A 21869-nucleotide genomic window follows, 5' to 3' on the forward strand; every position below is an offset into this window, starting at 1 on the left:
TTTCGCGACATCGGGCCCACGCGATCCCACTCGCTGAACGCTGTGGGTCCGCGGTCATCTCTGATCGAAGAGGTGTGTTCGGTGGGCCCAGGTAGCGGCTTCCAAGCGGGTCGTCACCATCAGTTTGGCCAGGATGTTCGAGACGTGGACGCCGGCCGTCTTGGCGGAGATGAACAGGCGCTCGCCGATCTGGCGGTTACTCAGTCCGGCTGTCAACAGTTCAAGTACTTCAAGTTCTCGGTTGGTGAGGCCGGCGGGAGTATCGGGCCGATCAGGTGTGGTGGTCGCATTGGCTGGGAGCCGGGAACGCTTGGCCAGTCGTTCGATCTCGGTCAGCAGCGGTTGTGCGCCCAGATCGGTTGCTATCGATGCGGCTTCGGTCAAGAGGGCGGTCGCCTGCTTCCTGTCCCGGGCGGACAACGCGGCGCTGGTGGCGCGGAGGAGGGTCTCTACCAGGGCGTAGGGCTGGTCAAGGTCGCGCCACGCCGCTATCGCCTGGGGCCACGCGGCGATGTCCGCGTGGCTCAGCTCGGCGTCGAACGTCAGCCGGTACGCCCGCTGGAGAGGCCCGGTGACCGTGAGCTTCGCGCTCCAGCCGGCAATCCAGCAGATCGGGCTCCAGGCACGACTCCTCGCCGCGGTTGTTGCCGCGCATGGCGGTCCTGGCCTGCTCGGATGCCGCTGCGGCCTGCTCCGCGTCCCCCTGCCTCAGATCGACGGTCGCCTGGATGATCCGCAGGTACGCCCGGTAGAGCGGCGGTGGCGCCAGGCGGAGCGCGTCCCGGTTGACCTGGCTCGCCTCGGTCCAGCGGCCGAGCGAGAGCAGAGACTCGGACAGGTTCGGCGCCAGAAGCGTGCCGCGGGTGCGCGCCAGGCCCATGGCGTCCGCGAGGGCCATGCCCTGCCGCGCGACCCGCGCCGCCCCGGCATGCTCGCCGGCGGCCTCCAGGGTGTCCGACTCGGTGACCGCGACGAGCAGCCGGGTGTCGTGGGCTCCGGCATCGGAGGCGGCGGCGCCGGCCTGGCCGAACAGGTCCTTCGCGGTCGTCAGGTCCGCGTTCACGGCGGCCAGCGCGGCGAGCGTGACGAGCGCCTTGGCCTGGACGGCACGGTCGCCCGTCCGGCGTCCGATCTCCAGCGCCTCCTCCGCCGACGCCCGGGCGGGCGCGAACCGGCGTTGGTTGCGCTGGGACGTGGCCAGTTCGGCCAGCACCCGGCCGCGCACCGCAGTGGCCGGGGTCGCCGGCAGCGACCGGGCGGCCTCCATCAGGTCGGGCAGCGGGTCCTGGCCGTTGCGGTCGCGCATCGCCGCCCGCATCTCAAGTAACGCGGCGGCGCGCTCGGGGTCCGGCGACTCGTCCAGTGCGGCGGTCGCCACGGCGGTCCCGGCGTCCAGCTCACCGGCGTTCAGGCAGGCCTCGGCGGTCATCTCCATGACCGTGATCCGATCGGCCCCGATCCGTCCGGGCAGGTCTGGCAGCCGGTCCCACAGGCGCAGGACGCGGTCGAGCATGCGGTGGCGCTCGGCGTGCGCGTACGCCCGGCGGGCAGACTCGGCGGCGTGCCAGGCGGCCTCGGCGGCGCGGGCGTCCTCGCCGGCCGCATGCCAGTGGACGGCGATCTCAGCCGGTGCGCGACCGGCGGCGGCCAGCCGCGGGTCGGCGCTGATCGCCTCGGCACAGCGGCGGTGCAGCCGCACGCGTTCACCGGGAAGCAGCCCCTCGTAGACGGCCTCGCGGATCAGATCGCGGCGGAAGGCGTACCCGTCCTCGACCACTTCGAGGAGCCTGCGACGGACGAGCGGCCTGAGCGCGTCCTCGAAATCCACCTCGGCCATCCCGGCGAGCACGGCCAGAAGACCGTGCTCCACCGGACTGGCAGCGACAGCGGCCGCGTGGACGATACGCCGGCTCGGCTCGGGCAGCCGCTCGACGTCGCTCCGCAGCAGTTCGCGCAACGACTCCGCGGGGGCGTCGCCGGCGTCCACCAGTGCCTCGACGAAGAGCGGGTTTCCCTCGCTCCGACGGAAGATCCGGTCCACCTGCGGCTCGTCCGGTCGGTGCCCGAGCAGCGCCGTGACCTGCTGCGCCACCGCGTCCCGGGCAAGCCCGGCCAGCGCGATGCGGCGGACGTCCTCGCCGCGCTCCACCAGCGGCCGCAGCGGATGCGCCGCGACGACCTCGTCGGGCCGGTACGTCCCGACCAGCAGGATTCCCGGGCCGCTGAGGTTCTGCGCCAGGAACGCCAGGAGCTCGGCGGTGGACCGATCGGACCAGTGCAGGTCCTCCAGCGTCACGACCAGGGGACGGTCGGCCGCGGCGCCTTCCAGCAGCAGGAGGACCTCCTCGAAGAGCCGGGCGCGTCCCAGGTCCCGGTCCGGGTCGCAGTCGTCCTCCCCCAGCTCGGGTAACAGCCGGGCCAGCCCGCGCCGCCCACCTCCCGGCAGCAGGCCCGCTGCCGCGGGGACGCCCATCGCCCGCACCAACCGGCGCAGGGCCGTGACGACGCTGCCGAACGGCGGCCCATCGACGCCCAGATCGGTACACCCGCCCGCCACCGCCAGCGCGGACGCGCCGAGCCCGGACGTGAACTCCCGCACCAGCCTGGTCTTGCCCATGCCGGCCTCGCCGCCGACGAGGACCACGATCGCCTCAAGCGCGGCATCGCGGTGCGCGGTCAGCAAGGCCGCCCGCTCCGCCTCCCGGCCCACCAGCACCGGGCTCACCAACCGGCTCGCCATGGGCCACACAGTAGCCCGCGCCCCGGATCTAAAGAGGTCGCCGCGGCCCGCTTAGGGCATCAGCCCAATGTGCCCGGCCCTCCTACCGGACATCCTGAACGGACACCCGATCGAAGGGACATCTCATGCGCATCCGTACGCACATCGCGGTCAGCGTCGACGGTTTCATCGCGTCGCCGGACGGGCTGCCCGCCATCCTGACCGCACCGGACTTCGAGTCCGGCGTCTCGCACGGCCACCCGGAGTTCATCGCCGGCTGCGGCGCGGTGGTCATGGGACGCAACACCTTCGCGCCCGCGGTCGGCTCGCCGCACTGGCCGTGGCCGAACCTGCGCGTCTTCGTGCTGACCGGCCGTCCGCTCCCGGAGGGGACGCCCGCCGACGTCGTGTCCGCCGCGGACCCGGCCGAACTGCTCCGCCTCATGCGGGACGCAGACTTCGCCGGAGACGTGCACCTGGTCGGCGGCCAGCAGACCATCCAGGCCTTCCGCGAAATCGGCGCACTGACGAACTCGGCGTGGTCGTCATGCCGATCCTGCTCGGCGACGGCCTCCGGCTCACCACGGACAAGAGCACCCCCGCTCCCCTCCAGCTCACCGGCACCCGCACCTTCCCCGACGGGTCCGTCGAGCACCTGTACACACCCGTCCGCGGCCAAAACCGATCCTGAGGAGAGAACACATGCGCAAGGGCGGGGCTGGCTGGGCCCTCAGCGCCAGCCGAGTTCGGGCGCGACGTGGGTCAGGATGTTCTCCAGGACGTGCGCGTTGTACTCCACACCGAGCTGGTTGGGGACCGTGAGCAGCAGCGTGTCGGCGGCCTGAATGGCCTCGTCGTTGGCGAGTTGCTTGACCAGCACGTCCGGTTCGGCCGCGTACGAGCGTCCGAAGACCGCCCTGGTGTTCTCGTCGATCATTCCGATGTGGTCGCCTGAGTCGGTGTTCCGGCCGAAGTAGGCGCGGTCCAGATCGCTGGTCAGCGCGAAGATGCTGCGGCTGACCGACACACGCGACTGGCGTTGGTGTCCGGCGTCCTTCCACGCCTGCCGGTAGGCCTCGATCTGCTTGCGCTGCTGGACGTGCAGCGGCTCGCCGGTCTCATCGTCCTTGAGCGTGGAGCTTTGCAGGTTCATGCCCAGCTCGGCCGCCCACACACTGGTGGCATTGGAGCCCGAGCCCCACCAGATGCGGTCGCGCAGGCCCTCGGAATGCGGCTCGGTGCGCAGCAGGCCGGGCGGATTGGGGAACATCGGCCGCGGATTCGGCTCGGCGAAGCCTCTGCCCCGCAGCACCGTGAGCAGTACCTCGGTGTGCTTGCGTGCCATGTCGGCATCGGTGTCGCCCTCGGACGGCTCGTACCCGAAGTACCGCCACCCGTCGATGACCTGCTCCGGTGATCCCCGGCTGATGCCCAACTGCAGTCGCCCGCCGGAGATCAGGTCGGCGGCGCCGGCGTCCTCGGCGAAGTACATCGGGTTCTCGTAGCGCATGTCGATCACGCCGGTGCCGATCTCGATGCGCGAGGTCTTCGCGCCGATCGCAGACAGCAGCGGGAACGGCGACGCAAGCTGCCTGGCGAAATGGTGCACCCGAAAATAGGCACCGTCGGCACCCAGTTCCTCCGCGGCCATGGCGAGGTCGATGGACTGCAGCAGGGCGTCGGCCGCCGACCGGGTCCGCGAGCCGGCGCTATCACTCCAGTGACCGAACGAGAGAAAGCCGATCTTCTTCACACCCGACACCAACCATCTCAGCGCCTACGAGATTCCAGCACGGCCGACCACACGGCCACCCCACGGTCATCCACCCGTCACACATCACGACCAGCGGGCGCCCTCTACGATCACCCCGTTATCGGCCGACAGGCCCCGGCAGGTCTTCGACGATCAGACCGAAGCCCTCGCCCCCGGAAGCGGAAGGGCCTCCAGCATCGTCTCTGGAGACCGGTTCACCGGGGGCTCCTCCATGCGCATGGTCTCGAACCCGCTCCTGTACAGGCGTCCTCCCGCGCGCTTGCGGTCAGCGTGTTCGGCATCACGTCGTCGGTCGGGTAGACGCGCAAGCCGTACCGGGCCGCGATACGCCATGCGATGGTCTACTCGTCCACGCCGTTGCCGCCGATCCACCTGGCCCACCAGGTCAGAGCTCCCACAAGCATCCGCACATGCCGCAGGGCGCGCACACCTGTAGACGCTCGGTTGAAAGAGCTAGGGTCCCTTGATGACCTGGTTGACCGATACCCGGAACTCCTACGACGCCGTCGCGGCCAGCTACGCCGACGAGACCCGCGACTTGCTCGACAGGCATCTCCACGTCCGCTCGGGGGTGGTTCTGTTCGCCGACCTGGTCCGCGCGATCGGCGGCGGGCCGGTCGCCGACGTGGGCTGCGGGCCGGGGCACACCACCGCCCTGCTGCGGGAGTTGGGCGCGGACGCGTTCGGCATCGACCTGTCACCCGCGATGATCGAGATCGCACGCCGCGAGCACCCCGGCGCGCGATTCCAGGTGGGTTCGATGACCGACCTGGAGATCGCCGACAACTCTCTGGCCGGTGTGCTCGCGTGGTGGTCGCTGATCTACATCCCGGACGAGGCGGTGCCGGGCGTACTCGCACAGTTCCACCGGGTGCTGCGGCCGGGCGGGGTGCTGGCCGTAGGCTTCCACGTCGGTAACGAGTCGCAAATCGAGACGACCGGTGACGGCGACCAGGCCTTGCAGGCCTATGTGCACCACCGCCAACCGTCCCGCGTAGCCGACTGGCTTCGCGAGGCGGGCTTTACCGTGGAGGCGCAGCATCTGCTGAATCCGGACGAGCCGAAGCCGGGCGCGATCCTGTTCGCCCGCCGACCCTCGGCACCGCCTCGGTAACCTCCCGGCGGCGCCTCGGAGAACGGCCCGCTGGAAAAGACCTGTTTCCACCTGCCGTTCGCCGGCTACTGCCTAATATCCGACGCCGCCCCTGAAGCGCACTATCAGGGAGCCGGCCACGACCGGGTTCCTCAACGAGACCGGCTCAGGGACCTATGAGACCGGCGGAGACCCGAACCGGGTGCGCCAAGCGAGCCGCTTTACGGCTTCCGCTCGTCGTTCGACCCGAACGTCCGCAAGCCACGCACAACAGATCCGGCCCGCAGGGGCCGTTTCAGGTAAATCACCAGCTGCCCGTGCCACGCGCAGCGCGACGTCCTGCCCGTGGTCGTCGGTGACCAGCGCGAGCGTCAGGTCCGGGCACGCGCTCAGCCCGGCGCCCGTCCACACGTCGCCGTCCCGGATGAAGACCGGGTCGGCGTCACCACGTTGTCGGGTACTCGGCGGCGAGCTGGTCGCGGTGGACCAATGCGTTGTAGCCAGCCCCCGAGCGGCCGGTTCGTGGCAGAGTGGCGGGATGCCTGGCGCGCGGTACGGGATGGATGCGCCCTACGGGTTCGGCTTCGTGGGCTTGGTCGTGCTGGGGTTCTGGGTGACCGGGCTGGTGATGGCGGTCACCGCCGATCTGTCCGCCGCGCTGCCCGCGCTGGTCTCCGGCACCCTGCTGGCGGGATGCCTGGCCCTGAGCCTGCACGCCACGCTGCGCGGCAAGTTCCTGGTCTGGCGGGAAGTGCTGGACGAGCTGGACCTGCGTGGCGACGAACGGCTGCTCGACCTCGGCTGCGGACGCGGCGCCGTCCTGTTGGCCGCCGCCCGGCACCTCCCGCAGGGCCGGGCGGTCGGCGTGGACCTGTGGCGCGGACGGGACCAGTCCGGCAACACCCCGGCGGCGACCCTGCGCAACGCCCGCGCCGAAGGCGTCGCCGACCGGGTCCACGTGCAAGGGGGTGACCTGCGCAGACTCCCGTACGCGGAGGCAAGCTTCGACCTGGTCGTGTCCAGCCTGACGGTGCACACCATCTTCGGCGCGGACGCCCGCGCCCACGCGATCGCCGAGGCGTACCGGGTGCTGCGGCCGGGCGGCCGCCTGCTGATCGCCGACCTGGCGCGGACTCCCCGCGAGTACGCTGCGGTGCTGGCCCGGCTGAACGCCCAGGACATCAGCGTGCGCGGCCTCGGCTGGCGCGCGTGGTGGGGCAGTCCGTGGGTCCCGACCCGCCTGCTCACCGCCCGCAAACCGGCCACCCCCTGACCACACCTACCGGCACGATCCAGGCCCATGGTCGCCTGACGTCCGACGAGCACCCTCGATTACAGTGAGCAGCCAGACGTGTGTTCACGGCTTCCGGGAGGTGGCCTCTTCGGTGTGAACACGATCGATCATGCCGCGGATATACGACCTTGCAACGTTACCTCAGGTCAGGCACATCCCTTCGGTACATCACAGCGCACCTCAAGGAAGATCAAGCCCGTTGTGATCTCCCACGTTTAACAGGTCGCAGGCCTGACGTCAGGCGTAGCGCTCAGCAATCACCTCCGGGGCCGCCCCACACTTCGGTCCTCATGGAGAGGCCGGCCGAGCGCGGTCGGCGAACGGATCAGAACCGCACTTGGCGGCGAACGGATCGCATGCCGTGATGCACACCTTCTACACACGGTATTTCCGCTACCGCTGATTGCGCGGGCCAGGTGGGGCAGGACCTCAGAGCGACCTTTGTTCGCCCTAACACATGCCTGCCCCGCACTCGTCCGTGCAACGCGCCTGTTTCTGCTATTGCCGGCCTTCGAGGGCCGGGTCCGCTCCATGCTTCAAGAATGCGTCCCGGTTGCCCCGAAGCCGACAGGCATGGACGAGACCGCCGGCCCTCGCCTGCCCCGAACGGCCTAGCGCGCCCGGACCGCCGGGTTCCACGGCGGGGCGCCGTGGAACCCGGGCGGCCATCAGCCGAGTGCCAAGGCGAGCACGAGGACGATGAGGAAAGAATCGAGCCTGTCAAGCAGGCCCCCGGCGCCTGCCAGCCAGGAGGCGGAGTCCTTGGTCTGGACACCTCTCTTGACCATCGACTCCAGCAGGTCCCCTAGCGGGGCGCCGACCGCCACTGCGACGGCCCAGGCCGGCGTGAACGCACCGAGCACGGCCAGTGTGCCCAGTCCCGTGACGGTCCCTGCCAGCAGGCCGCTCCAGTGCTTGGACGGCGACAGCCGGGAAAGGGGTGGCCCACCGAGCGACCGGCCGCCGAACGAGGCGGTGATGTCGGCGATCGACACCGCGGCGAACAACACCAGGATTTCCGGGCCTAGCAGGACCACGCCGGCCAGCGGCGCAAACCAGATCACTCCGAGCTCGCCGAAACACAGCCTGGAGAGTCCGCCGGCCGCGTCACCGGCCAGGACCGGCACCAGGGCGACGGCTGTGAGGGTGAGGGCGAGGAGCCGGGGCAGATGGCCGGGCGCCAGCCAGGCCGTCACCGGCGCCACGGGTACGGCGACGGCGAGCACCGCGCGGTCCAGCTGGGGCAGGCCGGTCAAGGCGGCGTATTCCACGGCGCACACCACTGCCGCCGAAGCGGCGAGGGCGGCCGCACCGCCAGGGCCCATGTTCAGGGCGACGACCACGACGGGCACGCCCACCGCCCAGGCGCACCACCGCAGCACGTACTCACGCCGCCTGGACAGCCCGGCCGCGATGCCGCCGACGAACAGCGTGCCGGCAAGGTAAGGGACCAGATCCGCGACCTCGGTCACGCCATACCAAGCGGAACGCGCAGGGCCTCGGCGACGGCGCCTGCCACGCGGGCGTTCGCTGCGGCGTCGCGTACCGCGATTCGCACCGTCCTGCCCTCGAACGCCGGGGACATGGGCGACAGGTCCCGCAGGAACACGCCCCGCCGCCTGCACCGGTCGACAAGCTGGGACGCAGTGAGCCCGCCCCTGGGCAGCGTGAGCAGAACGAAGTTCGCCACCGACTCGCTGACGCGCAGGTTCTCGTCGGCCTCCGCTAGCGCGGCGGCCAGCTCGGCTCGCAGCGCCGCCGTCTGGGCCCATCGGGCGGTGTAATACGCCGGATCGCGCAGCGCGCTCACCGCGGCGATCTGGGCGGGCAGGCTCACCGACCACGGCGGGGTCCAGCGACGCAGATCCGCCACGATCGGTGGAGGTCCGGTGAGATAGGCCGCCCGCAGGCCCGACAGGGCGTACATCTTTGACAGCGATGTGCAGACGACGGCGTTGCCGGCCTCCGCCGCGTAAGGCTCCAGCGTCTGCCCGGCGCCGACGTAACCGGCGTATGCCTCATCTATCCAGAATCGGGTCCCGCCCGGCGCACCCTCCAGCACCTCCCGCAGTCCGGCCGTGTCGAGATGGACCCCGGTCGGGTTGTTGGGGTTGACGATGACCACCAGGTCGTAGTGTTTCCGCAGGACGCGGGCGAGACGTTCCGGGTCGATCCTCCAGCCCTCCTCCCGGTACAACGGGAACCGGTCGGCGCGACAACCGATCACCCGCTCGACGACGTGGGCGTACTCGCCGTAACAGGGATCCATCAGGAGCACCTTGCTGGAGGCGTCCAGCCAGGTGCGGAACGCGCGGAAGATCAGGTCGGAGGAACCCGCGCCGACCGCGACGGCGTTCTCGGGCAGGCCCCGGCGAAGCGCGATCTCCTCGATGAGCCCGTCGGCCCGCGCCGGCGGAGACGTGCGCGCGATCCACTCCTGCCCGCCGGTCAAGGCCGCGACCGCGGCGGGAGCCGGCGGAAACCAGGCGTCGAGCACGTCGGCGGGGACTACGTCGCCGTGCGCGCCCAGGGTGTCCAACCCTCGTCCCAGCGCCTCGATGGACGCGCCGCCGTGGGCGCAGGATTCGGCCTCGGGCAGGAAGGAGACCTCCAGCCTCCACCGCACCTTCCGTCCCAGATCGCGCAGCAGCGGCCCGTGCTGTCGCAGGGTCCGGTCGGTGAGCTCGGCGACGTCGCCGGTCAGGAGCTGGAATTCCACGGCCCCCGAACGCACCGTCGTGCTGGTGGACGCGAGTCCCAGCGCCAGGTACATCGGCAGCAACTCGACCCGCCCCAAGGCCACGATGCTCCTGCCTCCGTGCCCCGACACCCAGCGAAGCGCCGCGTACATCAGCAGCCTGCCGATCATCTCGCCCCGCAGGCTCGGATCGACGGCCAAGATCCGGATCTCGAACAGGCCGTCATCGCACAGCTCCGGATGCTCGTCCCTCCGGAGATGGCGGTCGATCGAGAAGCGGCCTGCCCACGGGGGCGTCACACTGATGAACCCGGCCGGTTCGCCACGACGGACCGCCACGATGTAGACGTTGCTCCCGTCGAGGTCATCGGTGAGCAGGCCGGCGGCGTTGGGAGTGTGCTGGCCGAGTTCCCGCGCGTAGATCTCATGCCGGAGACGGCCGATCCACTCATGGTCCGCCTCGGACGACATACGAAGCTCCAGCTCATCAACGACCGTTGCGACGGACGAACCGCCGGCGGCCCGTCCCGGGGATTGCTGATCGATACTCATTGACATCACCTCGAGCGCCACTTTGCCGAGGCCATCGCCCCACCGCCTGAGTAGCCGTACTCAGGCGCCCCGGGAGTCCGTACTCACTTCCGCCGCCGCAACTCCGGAGACCGCCCGCAGCCGACCCCACACGCACGCCTCGCCCTGTCACTTGCCGGTGAAGCGAATCGGGCGCCGATCGTTGCTCCGCGGCGGTGATCGTGGACCCGATCGGCGCTAGGACCCGAAGGGGGGAGCCCACGGGAAACACACTCGGTGAAGTCCTCGCCGCCGCCAGGCATCACCACGGCCCCTGACGGAGGCCGGCACGGTCGGTTGTCGATCTCGAGGTCGGGTGTGGTGCCGGCGACCACCCCCGTTGGGCCTTGGACCGGAAACTCCAAGCCCAGGTAGCGGCGGGTCTCGGTCCATTAATCGGTCGGTTCCCGGCCTGGTCGTCTCGGCGGTACGAGCGCGAGGGGGTCCGTCGAAGAACGGGCCGCCCCCGAGCCGAACGCGGCGTTGGTCGGTGCCGGTCAGGAGGCGGCGCGCTTGGCCTCGGCCTGGATGGCCGCCGCGTCGAAGTTGTTGATCTGGCCGGTGAGTTCGGTGGTGAAGACGCTGTTCACGTCCACCTTCTCGGTGATCAGACCGGCGCGGGTCATGTAGTCGATGTTGCGCTGCAGTTCGTCCGCTTTAAGGAGGCCCCACTCCCGCTCGCCGGGCTGCACGCCCAGGGTGTACATGCGGGTCTGGAGCACCTTGGTGTCGTTGGCGAGGGCCTTCTGCGGGGGTAGCGCGGGGTTGCGCGCGTCCGGGTGTGCGGCGTAGAGGTCGTCGATCGCCGCCTTCGGATTCGCCTGGGCGAAGACGACACCCTTGGCGACGGCGCGGCCGATGCGGGCGAACAGGGCGGGGTCCTTCCTGAGGTTGGCGGACGTTGCCGCGAGGCCGCCGCCCGCCAGTTCGTCGATCTTCGGCAGCGGGATCCGGCGCAGCCGGATCCCGCTGTTCTCCATGATCTGGAACTGGGTGTCGAACAGGGCGACGGCGTCCACGTCCCGGTTCTTCAGGGCGGTCGCCTGCTGCGCGCCGGTGCCGATCGCGACGAAGTTCACGGCGTTATCGGGGATCCCGGCGTCCCGCAGCGCCACCTTCACGTTGGTCACCGCGGCGCTGCCCAGGGACGCGGCGCCGATCCGTTTGCCGCGCAGGTCCGCCAGGCTCTTGATCGGCGAGTTGGCGGGCACCCGCAGCCCGTAGATGTTCTTGCGGTAGAAGGACGAGAAATAGCGCAGGCCGAGGCGCTTGCCCGGCTGGTCGCCGAAGATCACCGGTTCCGGGGTGATCGCGCCGACGGTGGCGTTGTTCGTGGCGACCTGCTGGGCCTGGATGGTCGCCCCGTCGAGCAGCACGAAGCTGACGTTGAGGTTCTCGTCGGCGAAGTAGCCGCGCCGCTCGGAGACGGCGAGGCTGGCCAGGCCGGCGTTCCAGGTCTTGGCGGACAGGGTGATGACGACCTTGTCGCCGTCCGGCGCGCCCACCCCGGGCACCGGCTGCCCGCACGCGGTCAGCGCGGTCAGCGCGATCAGGGCCGCCGGGGTCGCGGCCCGCCGCCGGGTCGTGAACTTCATGGGGCCTCCTCAGACGTCCTGGACGCGCACGTCGTTGTCGGCCGACCAGAACACGGCCCGGCGGCCGATGCCGGTGATCAGGAAGTGCAGCACCAGGCCGATGACCGAGAGGATCACCAGGACGGCGAACATGGACGCGGTGTCGAGCTGGGTGTTGGACGCCTGGATGACGTAGCCGAGGCCGGCCTGCGCGCCGACGAACTCGGCGACGATGGCGCCCAGCACCGACAGGATCGCGGCGGAGTCGAGCCCGGCCAGCACGTAGGGCAGCGCGGACGGGAGGCGCAGCCGGCGCATCACCTGCCATTCGGACGCCCCGAACGAGCGCAGCATGTTCCGCTCGTCGGCGCCGGCCGAGTTGAGCCCCAGGATCGCGTTGATGAGCAGCGGGAAGAAGGCGATCAGCGCGGTGGTGAGGGTCTTGGAGGTCATCCCGAACCCGAACCAGATCAGCAGCAGCGGGGCCACGGCGACCTTCGGCACCGCCTGGATCGTCACGACCAGGGGCAGCACCGCCTTCTCGGCCAGGGTCGACTGGCTGACCAGGAGCGCGAGCGCCATCGCGAGGATCGTCGCGATGAGGAACCCGCCGAGGATCTCCTGCAGCGTGATCCAGGTGTGGAAGACCAGCTCGCCGTCCACCAGGCCCTTCACCAGCGCGACGGCGACGTCGCTGGGAGGCGGGACGATGATGGGTGATACCCCGGTGACCCGGACCACGATCTCCCAGGCCGCCAGGACGATGGCGAACAGCGCCGAGCTCAGCGCCCAGCCGGGCAGGTCGCCGAGCCGGAAGCGACGCTCGGCGGCCGAGCGCGCCTCGATGGTGTGGGTGTCCCCGGCAGGGGGCGGTCCAGAGCGATCCGCGACCGTCGTCATTGTGCTCTCCTCCTCGGACGGATGCGGTCAGGTGGTGGTGAGTTCGTGTTCGGAGTCCAGCGTGTCGCGGATGTCCCGGACGTAGTCGCCGAAGCGCTCGGTGTTGATGTCGGACAGGCTGCGGGGGCGGGGCAGCCCGACCTCGACGACGCTGACGATCCGTCCCGGCCGGGACGACATGACCACCACGCGGTCGGAGAGCAGCACGGCCTCGGAGATGCTGTGCGTCACGAACACGACGGTCTTGCGGTCACGTTCCCAGATCTGCAGTAGTTCCAGGGACATCTGGTCGCGGGTCATCGCGTCGAGCGCGCCGAACGGCTCGTCCATCAGCAGGATGGGCGGGTCGTGCATCAGGGCCCGGGCGATGCCGACGCGCTGCTGCATGCCGCCGGACAGCTCCTTGGGATGCCGGTCCATGAAATCGCCGAGGCGCAGGGTGCGGAGGAGCGTCTTGGCGCGTTCCACATCGGCGTCGCGGCCGCGCCGTCCGCGCAGGTCGCGGGGCAGCAGCACGTTGTCCAGGATGGACCGCCAGGGCAGCAGCAGCGGCTGCTGGAAGACCATGCCCATGGCCCGCCGCGGATCTTCGGCGGCGGTGCGGAACCGCAGCACACCTCCGGAGTGCCGCTCCAGCCCGTTGATGATCTTCAGGAGGGTGCTCTTGCCGCAGCCGCTCGGCCCGACGATGGAGACGAACTCGCCGTCCTCGATGGACAGGCTGACATCCCGCAGGGCGTGCACGCTCTCGGCGTGCCTGGATCGGTACTGCTTGTCGACATGGTCGATCTCGATGATCGGCTGCTTGGCGCTCGTCATGGCTGCGCTCCTGCCTCAGGGGGCCGGGTACTGGTCGGACAGGTCCTTGCCGCCGAGCGTGGTCAGGACCCCGCAGGCGGTGGTCTCCGACAGGCCGAGCTCGGCGAGCCGTCCGGTGATGTGGTAGAGGGTGGGCAGGTGGTCGAAGTCGCCGGCGGTGAACGCGACAGTGGCTCGGGAGCCCGCGCGGCGGTCGAGTACGCGCCGCTTGGGGTAGTCGGCGGGGGTGACTGTGACGTAGTGGGCGTCCGGGACCTCCGTGCCGGTCGTGGACGGCATGTACTTGACGTGCAGGAGCGGCGCTTCCGCGTCCCCCGACCCGGCCGGTTCCGGGTCGCCGATGCCCTCGACGGACAGCGCGGCGAAGGTGAAGCCGTCCCACGACGCGTGCGCGGCGACGTATCCGGCGTTCGCGGCGCCGCGAACCGGCGGGATCTCCGCGTAGAGCTTGGCGTAGCCCAGTTCCTCGCGGCCGGAGATGATCGGGTCAGCGAGGCTCTCCCACAGCACCAGGACCAGGTCGCCGCGGACGGTGTCCGCCCCGCCCTCGTAGACCACCGGGACCGCGAGGTCGAGGATGTTGTAGCCGCGCCCGGCGAGCCAGGCGATCCGCGACAGGTAGCGGAACCGCACGCGGACGGTGGGCGTCCCGTCCAGCCGGAACCCTTCGGGCAGCAGGGACTCCAGCCGCCCGCGGTCGGCGGTGAAGTCGGCCCACACCATCGTCTGGTGGGGGGACGGCGCGCCCCGCCAGCGGGAGTCGTCCAAGCGCTGCCGGGGGCCGGGCACCGGCCCGAAGATGACGGGCATCCGGTAGATCCGGCCGGGTTCGAACGTGAACGGCCCGCTCATGAGGCCACCGCCTGGTGCGCGGCGCCGAGCAGGTCGGAGGCGGCTTCGACCAGCAGCGACGTGTCGTTGCCGAGGATCACGAAGCCGTGGCCGCCCTGGACGGCCTGGGCCAGGCCCTTCGGGTTCGCCCCGTAGGCGACGCCGGAGGGCTTGCCCGCCTTCCGCGCGGCCACGCTCACCCGCTCGACGAGTTTCTTGATCTCCGGGTCGCCGCCCGGAAGCCTCATGTCGAGGGCCAGGTCGGCGGCGCCGACGAACACCCCGTCCACCCCGTCGACGGCGAGGATCTCCTCGACGTTCTCGATGGCCGCGCGGCTCTCCAGCTGCGGCAGGCAGAGCACGTCCTCGTTCCCGCGGCGGAGGTACTCCGCGCGGGGCAGCGTGCCCCACCCGCCGGCGCGGGACGTCCCGCCGCTGCCGCGCCCCCCGTGCGGCGGGAAACGGGTCGCCGCCGCCGCCTCCCGCGCCGCCTGCGCGTCGTCCACGTGGGGGAAGAGGATCCCGGCCGCGCCGCCGTCCAGCAGGCGCTGCACGGTGGACGGCGCGTGGTCGGGGACGCGCACCAGCGGCAGCACGCCGAGCGCCGAGGCGAGCGTGATATGCCGGGCGGCGGTCTCGGCCGACAGCAGGGTGTGTTCGAGATCGATGACGACGAAGTCGAACCCGGCGTGCGCCATGGCCTCGACGGACTCGGAGGCGGAGAGCTTGACCCAGGTACCCACGGGGATGGGGCCGTGCCGGTGGGCGAAGACGTTCTCGAAGGTCATCAGCGCACCTCCAGATCGTCTGGTTCCGGGTAGTCGCCGGCGTTGAGTACCCAGCCCCGCTTGGCGGAGAAGTCGCGGCGGGGGCCGGCGAAGATGTCGAGCAGCTGGTTGCGGCCGTGCCCGGACGCCTCGGTGGTGTGCACCGTGGGCGGCGGGATGATCGCTACCGACGGGCTGCCGACCCGGACGTGCTCGTCCTCGCGCCAGGCCATCCGGCTCTTGGTCCAGGGAGTGCGGATGTGGTGCTCGAACTCGCCGGAGACGGCCAGGGAGAGCTGCTCGAAGTCGGCGTGGTCGTGTGGGGAGAGCTTGGTGGCGTCGCGCGGGCCGTCGTAGTGGTAGAGGAAGTTGACCATGAAGGCACGGGACCGGAAGATGCGGCCCAGCCGGTCCGGGCTGCGCTCGATGTCGGCGATGCCGGAGTAGACCCGCAGCCGGTCACCGCCCGCCGGCTCGGGCCACTCCTCCAGCAGCGCCACGCGGGGGTGGGGCGCGGCGTAGGAGTCGGCGTTGCGGGCCCGTCCGGCGAGGTCGTCGTTGTGCGGAGTGAACAGCCGGACGACGTCGGTGGCGGACTCGACGGTGATCGCGCTGTCGCCGGGCGGGACGATCGCGATCGACTTGCCGGTCACGGTCTCGATGGTGCCACCGGACTCGATGACGACCTTGGCGTCGTCGTGCGGCAGGACCACCACGTACTCGTCGCGCTGGCCGTCCCGCGCCAGGCGCTCGCCCGGCAAGGCCCGGGTGTAGAGGAGCACGACGTTCTGGCCACGGACGATCCAGGTGCGAGAACCATTCGAGGAGACCTCGTCGGGTCCCGAGCTGCCGAAGTCGTAGTACTCCGGTGCCGCGATCGGCGCGTGCGGGTCGGCGGCGGCCCCGGCCTGCTTCACGGCCAGGGCGGCCCGGGGGTCGTCGGACGCGTATGCCATGAGATCTCCTCAGCCGGGGAGGCGCAGCAGGAACGAGGGGTTGTCGCGGACCATGCGCCGCAGGTCGGCCGCGGGCAGTCCGAGGTCCAGCAGCGCTTGGCCGACGCGCAGGAACGCGTCGACCGGCATGGGCCGGCCCTTCTGGCCGAGGTCGGAGGCGATGACGGTGTGCTCGGGTCCGACCTCGCGGATCCATGTGAGGAGGTTCGCCGGATCCCACTTCTTGTTGCCGAGCGGATCGTACATGCCGACCTCGTGTTCGACGAACGCGCCCATCGCCGTGAACTCCCTGCACAGCGCCGGGTCGGCGCCGATCACGAAGTCCGGGTGGTTGATCAGCATCCGCTCGATGCCGCGCGCCTTGGCCTGGGTGAACAGCTCGCGGATGTGGTCGGGATGCCCGTGCCCGCCCGAGACGATGGTCTCGGTCTCCTGGACCAGGTCGAGCACCTCGTGGGCCTCGGGGACGAGCTTGCCGTCCTCGGTGCACATGGGCACGATCCGGGACGGCAGTTCCACCGTCGCGACGGGGAAGCCGCCGCCCTCGGGATGCGCGTCGAGGTGCCGCTGGGACGAGAAGGTCGGGAACCACACGGCCTTGCCGCCCATCCGCAGGCACATCGCGACCGCGTAGGGGTTGATGCCGCCCACCTGCGCGTTGAGCGCAATGCCGCCGAACACCTCGGTGCGGATCGCGGCCAGCCGGTCCTTCATGGCGAGCACGTCCATCACGGTGTTGTGATGGTGCGACTTCACCAGCATCGCGCGCATCTGGAGGCGCTCGCCGTCCTTGGCGCCCTCGGCGTGGTCGAACTCCCGGGCGAACGGGTTGGGGCCCGAGTGGCAGTGCAGGTCGACCAGACCGGTGAGGACCTCCGCTGCGGGGGGCGGTGACGCCATGTGTGCTGCTCCCGTGGTTGTGACTGACGTGACCGAGGCCAATGCGCTCGGCTTCGACACTCTGTGCTGTTCGTATCGTGAATGTCAAGACCTTATTATGAACAACGTTCGTTCGGTCTTGGACCGATGTCGTCCGATTATGCCTAGTGGCTTTGAAAACCTTGCGCTGGATTCGCTACAGTTCTGAACGTCAAGTTCATATCGTGAACATGGAGGTTGCCAGGTGTCTCGACCTGACACCGATGTCTCCGGAGGGCAGCCCGCCGACATCCAGGCGGTCGCCCGGGCGGCTCAGATCCTCGCGCTCTTCAGCCCGCTCACCCCTGAGATCACGGCGGCGGGAGCCGCCGCGGCCATCGGACTCAACCGCACCACCACCTACCGCTACTGCACCTCGCTGGCCTCGGCCGGGCTGCTGGAACGCCGCGGCGAAGGCTCGTTCGCGCCGGGCCCGCTCGCCCTGCAACTCGGCGGCTTCGCGCTGTCCCGCCGGGAGATCCTCGACCTCGCGCCGCCGCACATGAGCGAACTGGCCGCGGGCGCCCGGTCCACGGCGGTGCTCAGCCTCTGGGGCTCGTCCGGGCCGGTCGTGTCGAGGGTCGAGGAGGACCTCGCGGGCACGGTGTCCGTCCGGGTCAAGGTCGGCACGCAACTGGACCTGGGCACCGCGCAGGCCGCGGTGTTCCTGGCCTTCCAGCGGGACCAGCTGCAGGGCGAACGCCTGATCGCCACCTGGCCGGTCGAGGCGCAGACCCGGCTCCGCGAACGGCTCGGCCAGGTACGGGTCGGCGGATACTCCGCCGTCGACAACGGCCGCGGCATCGCCGTCCTCGCCGCCCCGATCTTCGACGAGCACGGCCTGTGCGCCTCCCTGGCGCTGCTCAACACCGTCCAGGCGATGTCGCTGGAGCCCGAGTCTCCGCAGCTGCGGCTGCTGTTGGACACCGCCCGGCAGCTGACCGTGAGGATGGGCGGCCCCGCGTCATGACACACCGCGACACAGCGCACCACAACACATCGAGGAGGGCCACGTGGGCACGGACCTGACGACCGGGGACGCGGCCATCGCCGACATCCCCGACGGCGCCACGATCGCCGTGGGCGGGTTCGGGATCTGCGGGACCCCGTTCGAACTGATCGCTGCCCTGCTCGACCAGGGCGCCCGCCACCTGCACGTGATCGCCAACAACTGCGGCACCGACGGCCAGGCGCTGGGCCGGCTGCTGGCGGCGGGACGGCTGCGCAAGGTCACCTGCTCCTTCATCGGGCAGAACAAGGAGTTCGCCCGGCAGGTCCTGGCAGGCGAGATCGAGATCGACCTCACCCCCCAGGGCACGCTCGCCGAGCGGTTGCGCGCCGGCGGCGCCGGCATCGCCGCGTTCTACACCCCGACCGGCGCCGGGACGCAGGTGAGCGAGGGCGGCCTGCCGCTGCGGTACGCGCCGGACGGGTCCGTCGCGAAGGTCAGCGAGCCGAAGGAGACCCGCGACTTCGACGGCCGCCCGCACGTGCTCGAACGCGCGCTGCGCGCGGACTTCGCGCTCGTCCGGGCGCACGAGGCCGACCGCGCGGGCAACCTGCGCTACCGCCTCACCGCCCGCAACTTCAACCCGCCGGCGGCGATGGCCGGCGCGGTGACGATCGCCGAGACCGAGAACCTGGTGGACCGGCTCGACCCCGACCGGGTGCACACCCCGGGGATCTTCGTTCAGCGGCTCACCGTCGCGCAGCGCCCCGACAAGCCCGTCGAGAAGATCACAACCCGGGAGGCGTGACCGCACCATGGCGTGGACCAGAGACGACATCGCCCGCCGCGCGGCGGCCGAGGCCCGCGACGGCCAGTACGTCAACCTCGGCATCGGGCTGCCCACCCTGGTGGCCAACCACCTGCCTGACGGCGCGGGCATCGTACTGCACAGCGAGAACGGGCTGCTCGGCGTCGGCCCCCACCCTCTGCCCGGCGAAGCCGACCCGGACCTGGTCAACGCCGGCAAGGAGACCGTCACGCTCGCCGCGAACGCGGCGTGCTTCGACTCGGCCCAGTCGTTCGCGATGATCCGCGGCGGGCACATCGACCTGGCGATCCTCGGCGCGATGCAGGTCGCTTCCAACGGCGACCTGGCGAACTGGACCGTCCCGGGCAGCCTGGTCAAGGGCATGGGCGGGGCGATGGACCTGGTCGCCGGGGCCCGCCGGGTGCTGATCCTCACCACGCACACCGACAAGCACGGGCGGCCCAAGCTGGTGTCCGGCTGCACGATGCCGCTGACCGGCCGGGCCGTCGCCGACCGCGTGATCACCGACCTCGGTGTCCTGGACATCACCGGCGGAGAGTTCGTCCTCACCGAACTGGCCCCGGGAGTGACCGCCCAGGACGTGCTGAGCAACACCGGCGGGCCCGTGCGCGTGGCCCTCGGCCGGTACGACAAGGAGCATGCATGAGTCCCTCCGGCCTCCGGGACCGGACCGCCATCGTCGGCGTCGCCGAGAGCGACATCGGCAAGACCCCCGGCCACACTGTCTTCTCCCTGCAGCAGCAGGCGATGGCGACGGCGCTGCGGGACGCCGGGCTGCGGCCCGCCGACGTGGACGGCTTCATGACGTCCGGCTACCCCTACACCGAGCGCCAGGCGGTCAGCGCCGCCGAGTACCTCGGCCTGCGGCCCCGGTACGTGGACGACACCAACATCGGCGGTTCGGGATTCATCGCCGCCATGGAACGGGCCGCAGCGGCGATCGAATGCGGCCTGTGCGAGACCGTCCTGATCACCTACGGCTCGACGCAGTACTCCAGCAAAACCCGCGCGCTCGGCGGCCGTCCCGCCGATTTCGGCTACCAGTTCGAGGTCCCCTACGGGCTCCCGCTGCCCCTCGGCGGATACGCCCTGGCGGCCCAGCGGTACATGCACCTGTACGGGGCAGGGTCCGCCGACCTCGCCGAGGTCGCGGTGGCGGCACGGCAGTGGGCCCGGCTCAACCCCAAGGCGGTCCGCACCAAGGACCTGACCGTCGACGACGTCCTGGCGTCACCGATGATCAGCACCCCGCTGCGCGGGCTCGACTGCTGCCTGGTCACCGACGGCGGCGGCGCCGTCGTCATGACCTCCGCGGAACGGGCCCGCGACCTGCGCGCCGACCCCGTGCTGATCAGCGGGACGGGCTACGCGCAGTCGCACGAGTCGATCGGCAACGCGGTCGAGATCACCGACACCGCCGCGCGGGAGAGCGGCCGGCTGGCCTACACGCGCGCCGGCTTCGGCCCCTCCGACATCGACATCGCGCAGATCTACGACTCCTTCACCATCACCGTCCTGCTGAGCCTGGAGGACCTGGGCCTGTGCGGAAAGGGCGAGGCCGCGGCCTTCGTGGCGGACGGCCGGATCCGCCCCGGCGGGGACTTCCCGCTGAACACCAGCGGCGGCGGCCTGTCGTACTGCCATCCGGGCATGTTCGGCATCTTCCTGATCATCGAGGCGGTGCGCCAGCTGCGCGGCGAGGCCGGGAACCGCCAGGCCGGATCGCCGCGCACCGCGCTGTGCCACGGCACCGGCGGGCAGCTGTCCACCGCGGCCACCGCGATTCTGCGCCGGGAGGCAGCATGAGCGATCGTCCATTGCCGAAGGTCACTCCGGACGCGGAACCGTACTGGCAACTGCTGCGCGAGCAGGGGACGCGCAGCGTCCAGCGGTGCACCGCCTGCGGTTCCGCGCAGTTCTACCCGAGACTCCTGTGCGTGGGCTGCGGCGGCCGGGTCGAGCAGGTTCCCGTCAGCGGGCGCGGCAGCATCTACAGCTACACGGTCGTTCACCGCGCGCCCGCCGGATTCGCCGAGCTGACCCCGTACGCCGTAGCCCTGGTAGATCTGGACGAGGGCACCCGGGCCATGGGGCGGGTCGTCACCGACGACCTCGAAGCCGTCCGGATCGGCACGCGGGTGGTCACGATCGTCGAGAAGACCGCGGAGGGCGAGGCGCTACCCCAGTTCGCGCTCGCCGACGGTGAGCACTGACATGGGCGTGGGTTCCCTGGCGTTCGGGGTCGCCGTCGACCTCGGGTCCAACCGCCCGCTGCCGCCGCAGCTGCGGGCGGCCGAGGACCTGCTCTCCCACGCCGAGGCCGTGGGCGTCGAATCGGTCTGGCTGGGCGAGAGCTACCACTCGTCCCCGCAGTCGTTCCACCTGCCGTCACCGCTGATCACGCTGTCCCATCTGGCGGCCCGCACCCCGCTGCGGCTCGGCACCGGCGTGCTCCTCGCCCGCGCGTACGACCCCGCGCGGCTGGCCTACGAGGCGGCGCTCGTCGACCAGATCAGCGCGGGTCGGCTGACCCTCGGCCTCGGTTTGGGCGCCCCAGGCCTCCGCGGGACCCTCGGCGGCCCCGACCGACCGGGCGGGGCGATGATCGACCGGCTGCTCATCGAGCTGCGCGAAGCGTGGTCGGCGTCCACCACCGGGCCGGCCGTCCCCGGCCCGTACCGGCCGGGCGGCCCCGAACTGCTGGTCGGCGGCCAGGGCGAGGCCGCCGCCCGCCGCGCCGCCCGCACAGCGGACGGTTACTACGCCGCCACCAACTACTCCGATCGGCTGCTGTCGGAGCAGTGCGCCCGCTACCTGGCCTACCTGCCCGAGGGACGATCATCGACGATCGCGGTCAACCGGCTCTGCCTGGTCGCCGAGGACCCCGCCACGGCCCTCGACCAGGCGGAGCGGGCCTTTGGCCGGGTCCGGGACTACTACCATTCCCGCGGGCTGTGGAACATCGGCGCGGACGCCGGCGACCCGTCCCCCTGGCTCGTCGGCACCCCGGAGACCGTGGCCGGGCGACTGGAGAGGTATCGCAACTGGGGCGTCACCCACGTACAGCTGCGCCTGCTACCGGACGGCACTCCCCCCGACACCGCCGGCAACACCCTGGACCTCATGGCCGCGCACCGCCTCCTCCCTGGTCCCCCGCAGGTTTCGTAGTCATAGGCCA

At 70.9% G+C, this 21869-nt stretch carries 21 protein-coding genes; 9 read left to right on the forward strand and 12 right to left on the reverse strand.

What is annotated here, in order from left to right:
- Window positions 1-54: 54 nt before the first annotated feature.
- A complete protein-coding gene (locus ACQPXG_RS26240) occupies window positions 55-384 on the reverse strand; it encodes a helix-turn-helix domain-containing protein (RefSeq protein ID WP_433461772.1) in 330 nt (109 codons plus the stop codon).
- Window positions 385-469: 85 nt separating this feature from the next.
- Window positions 470-2740 carry an ATP-binding protein gene (locus ACQPXG_RS26245; RefSeq protein ID WP_433461773.1) on the reverse strand — a complete coding sequence of 757 codons (2271 nt, stop codon included), beginning with the start codon at window positions 2738-2740 and terminating at the stop codon, window positions 470-472.
- Between the two features lie 517 nt (window positions 2741-3257).
- Between ACQPXG_RS26245 and ACQPXG_RS26250 the strand changes: the two genes are divergently transcribed.
- Window positions 3258-3410, forward strand: coding sequence for a hypothetical protein (locus tag ACQPXG_RS26250; RefSeq protein WP_433461774.1), 153 nt, complete (start codon window positions 3258-3260; stop codon window positions 3408-3410).
- A 39-nt stretch (window positions 3411-3449) separates the two neighbouring features.
- Here ACQPXG_RS26250 and ACQPXG_RS26255 read toward each other — a convergent pair whose 3' ends face one another.
- On the reverse strand, window positions 3450-4472 hold the full coding sequence (locus tag ACQPXG_RS26255) for an LLM class flavin-dependent oxidoreductase (protein WP_433461775.1): 1023 nt from the start codon (window positions 4470-4472) through the stop codon (window positions 3450-3452).
- Window positions 4473-4959: 487 nt separating this feature from the next.
- Between ACQPXG_RS26255 and ACQPXG_RS26260 the strand changes: the two genes are divergently transcribed.
- Both ACQPXG_RS26260 and ACQPXG_RS26265 read left to right on the forward strand, forming a co-directional pair.
- The gene (locus ACQPXG_RS26260) at window positions 4960-5607 is read left to right on the forward strand and encodes a class I SAM-dependent DNA methyltransferase (RefSeq protein WP_433461776.1); all 648 of its coding nucleotides are present in this window, start codon (window positions 4960-4962) and stop codon (window positions 5605-5607) included.
- Window positions 5608-6124: 517 nt separating this feature from the next.
- On the forward strand, window positions 6125-6859 hold the full coding sequence (locus ACQPXG_RS26265) for a class I SAM-dependent methyltransferase (RefSeq protein ID WP_433461777.1): 735 nt from the start codon (window positions 6125-6127) through the stop codon (window positions 6857-6859).
- Between the two features lie 689 nt (window positions 6860-7548).
- On the opposite strand, the gene ACQPXG_RS26270 is transcribed toward ACQPXG_RS26265, so the two are convergent.
- The 9 genes from ACQPXG_RS26270 to ACQPXG_RS26310 all read right to left on the reverse strand — a co-directional run bounded on the left by ACQPXG_RS26270 (window position 7549) and on the right by ACQPXG_RS26310 (window position 16895).
- On the reverse strand, window positions 7549-8352 hold the full coding sequence (locus tag ACQPXG_RS26270) for a phosphatidate cytidylyltransferase (protein WP_433461778.1): 804 nt from the start codon (window positions 8350-8352) through the stop codon (window positions 7549-7551).
- The gene (locus tag ACQPXG_RS26275; RefSeq protein WP_433461779.1) at window positions 8349-10130 is read right to left on the reverse strand and encodes an aminotransferase class I/II-fold pyridoxal phosphate-dependent enzyme; all 1782 of its coding nucleotides are present in this window, start codon (window positions 10128-10130) and stop codon (window positions 8349-8351) included. Before ACQPXG_RS26275 ends, ACQPXG_RS26270 begins: the two co-directional genes overlap by 4 nt.
- Window positions 10131-10645: 515 nt before the next feature.
- Entirely contained in the window at window positions 10646-11743 is a 1098-nt protein-coding gene (locus tag ACQPXG_RS26280) for an ABC transporter substrate-binding protein (protein WP_433461780.1), read from the reverse strand.
- A 9-nt stretch (window positions 11744-11752) separates the two neighbouring features.
- On the reverse strand, window positions 11753-12622 hold the full coding sequence (locus tag ACQPXG_RS26285) for an ABC transporter permease (protein ID WP_433461781.1): 870 nt from the start codon (window positions 12620-12622) through the stop codon (window positions 11753-11755).
- Between the two features lie 27 nt (window positions 12623-12649).
- Window positions 12650-13441 (reverse strand): ABC transporter ATP-binding protein, encoded by a 792-nt coding sequence (locus ACQPXG_RS26290; RefSeq protein WP_433461782.1) that lies wholly within the window; start codon window positions 13439-13441, stop codon window positions 12650-12652.
- Window positions 13442-13456: 15 nt separating this feature from the next.
- Complete coding sequence (locus tag ACQPXG_RS26295; protein ID WP_433461783.1) at window positions 13457-14293, reverse strand: acetoacetate decarboxylase family protein; 837 nt, start codon at window positions 14291-14293, stop codon at window positions 13457-13459.
- A complete protein-coding gene (locus tag ACQPXG_RS26300) occupies window positions 14290-15060 on the reverse strand; it encodes an HpcH/HpaI aldolase family protein (protein ID WP_433461784.1) in 771 nt (256 codons plus the stop codon). Before ACQPXG_RS26300 ends, ACQPXG_RS26295 begins: the two co-directional genes overlap by 4 nt.
- On the reverse strand, window positions 15060-15995 hold the full coding sequence (locus ACQPXG_RS26305; protein ID WP_433461785.1) for a hypothetical protein: 936 nt from the start codon (window positions 15993-15995) through the stop codon (window positions 15060-15062). Before ACQPXG_RS26305 ends, ACQPXG_RS26300 begins: the two co-directional genes overlap by 1 nt.
- Window positions 15996-16004: 9 nt before the next feature.
- Complete coding sequence (locus ACQPXG_RS26310) at window positions 16005-16895, reverse strand: DUF6282 family protein (RefSeq protein ID WP_433461786.1); 891 nt, start codon at window positions 16893-16895, stop codon at window positions 16005-16007.
- A 223-nt stretch (window positions 16896-17118) separates the two neighbouring features.
- Here ACQPXG_RS26310 and ACQPXG_RS26315 point away from each other — a divergent pair, with 223 nt between their 5' ends.
- From ACQPXG_RS26315 to ACQPXG_RS26340, 6 genes are read left to right on the forward strand one after another with little or no spacing between them, the layout of a single operon-like run.
- Entirely contained in the window at window positions 17119-17883 is a 765-nt protein-coding gene (locus ACQPXG_RS26315) for an IclR family transcriptional regulator (RefSeq protein WP_433461787.1), read from the forward strand.
- A 43-nt stretch (window positions 17884-17926) separates the two neighbouring features.
- Entirely contained in the window at window positions 17927-18670 is a 744-nt protein-coding gene (locus ACQPXG_RS26320; RefSeq protein ID WP_433461788.1) for a CoA transferase subunit A, read from the forward strand.
- 7 nt (window positions 18671-18677) lie between these two features.
- Window positions 18678-19337 carry a 3-oxoacid CoA-transferase subunit B gene (locus tag ACQPXG_RS26325; protein ID WP_433461789.1) on the forward strand — a complete coding sequence of 220 codons (660 nt, stop codon included), beginning with the start codon at window positions 18678-18680 and terminating at the stop codon, window positions 19335-19337.
- Window positions 19334-20497, forward strand: coding sequence for an acetyl-CoA acetyltransferase (locus tag ACQPXG_RS26330; RefSeq protein ID WP_433461790.1), 1164 nt, complete (start codon window positions 19334-19336; stop codon window positions 20495-20497). The genes ACQPXG_RS26325 and ACQPXG_RS26330 overlap by 4 nt, the downstream gene beginning before the upstream one ends.
- The gene (locus ACQPXG_RS26335; protein ID WP_433461791.1) at window positions 20494-20904 is read left to right on the forward strand and encodes a Zn-ribbon domain-containing OB-fold protein; all 411 of its coding nucleotides are present in this window, start codon (window positions 20494-20496) and stop codon (window positions 20902-20904) included. Before ACQPXG_RS26330 ends, ACQPXG_RS26335 begins: the two co-directional genes overlap by 4 nt.
- A gap of 1 nt (window position 20905) precedes the next feature.
- Entirely contained in the window at window positions 20906-21859 is a 954-nt protein-coding gene (locus tag ACQPXG_RS26340) for an LLM class flavin-dependent oxidoreductase (protein ID WP_433461792.1), read from the forward strand.
- Window positions 21860-21869: the final 10 nt, after the last annotated feature.

The organism is Spirillospora sp. CA-128828 (genome assembly GCF_050945415.1).
In the GTDB taxonomy this organism is placed as follows: Bacteria; Actinomycetota; Actinomycetes; order Streptosporangiales; family Streptosporangiaceae; genus Spirillospora.

Coding starts and splice junctions, on each gene's coding strand:
- ACQPXG_RS26285 (WP_433461781.1), bottom strand. CDS start 12,622: ATGACGACGGTCGCGGATCGCTCTGGACCGCCCCCTGCCGGGGACACC.
- ACQPXG_RS26295 (WP_433461783.1), bottom strand. CDS start 14,293: ATGAGCGGGCCGTTCACGTTCGAACCCGGCCGGATCTACCGGATGCCC.
- ACQPXG_RS26265 (WP_433461777.1), top strand. CDS start 6,125: ATGCCTGGCGCGCGGTACGGGATGGATGCGCCCTACGGGTTCGGCTTC.
- ACQPXG_RS26290 (WP_433461782.1), bottom strand. CDS start 13,441: ATGACGAGCGCCAAGCAGCCGATCATCGAGATCGACCATGTCGACAAG.
- ACQPXG_RS26340 (WP_433461792.1), top strand. CDS start 20,906: ATGGGCGTGGGTTCCCTGGCGTTCGGGGTCGCCGTCGACCTCGGGTCC.
- ACQPXG_RS26245 (WP_433461773.1), bottom strand. CDS start 2,740: ATGGCGAGCCGGTTGGTGAGCCCGGTGCTGGTGGGCCGGGAGGCGGAG.
- ACQPXG_RS26335 (WP_433461791.1), top strand. CDS start 20,494: ATGAGCGATCGTCCATTGCCGAAGGTCACTCCGGACGCGGAACCGTAC.
- ACQPXG_RS26305 (WP_433461785.1), bottom strand. CDS start 15,995: ATGGCATACGCGTCCGACGACCCCCGGGCCGCCCTGGCCGTGAAGCAG.
- ACQPXG_RS26310 (WP_433461786.1), bottom strand. CDS start 16,895: ATGGCGTCACCGCCCCCCGCAGCGGAGGTCCTCACCGGTCTGGTCGAC.
- ACQPXG_RS26280 (WP_433461780.1), bottom strand. CDS start 11,743: ATGAAGTTCACGACCCGGCGGCGGGCCGCGACCCCGGCGGCCCTGATC.
- ACQPXG_RS26330 (WP_433461790.1), top strand. CDS start 19,334: ATGAGTCCCTCCGGCCTCCGGGACCGGACCGCCATCGTCGGCGTCGCC.
- ACQPXG_RS26275 (WP_433461779.1), bottom strand. CDS start 10,130: ATGAGTATCGATCAGCAATCCCCGGGACGGGCCGCCGGCGGTTCGTCC.
- ACQPXG_RS26260 (WP_433461776.1), top strand. CDS start 4,960: ATGACCTGGTTGACCGATACCCGGAACTCCTACGACGCCGTCGCGGCC.
- ACQPXG_RS26300 (WP_433461784.1), bottom strand. CDS start 15,060: ATGACCTTCGAGAACGTCTTCGCCCACCGGCACGGCCCCATCCCCGTG.
- ACQPXG_RS26325 (WP_433461789.1), top strand. CDS start 18,678: ATGGCGTGGACCAGAGACGACATCGCCCGCCGCGCGGCGGCCGAGGCC.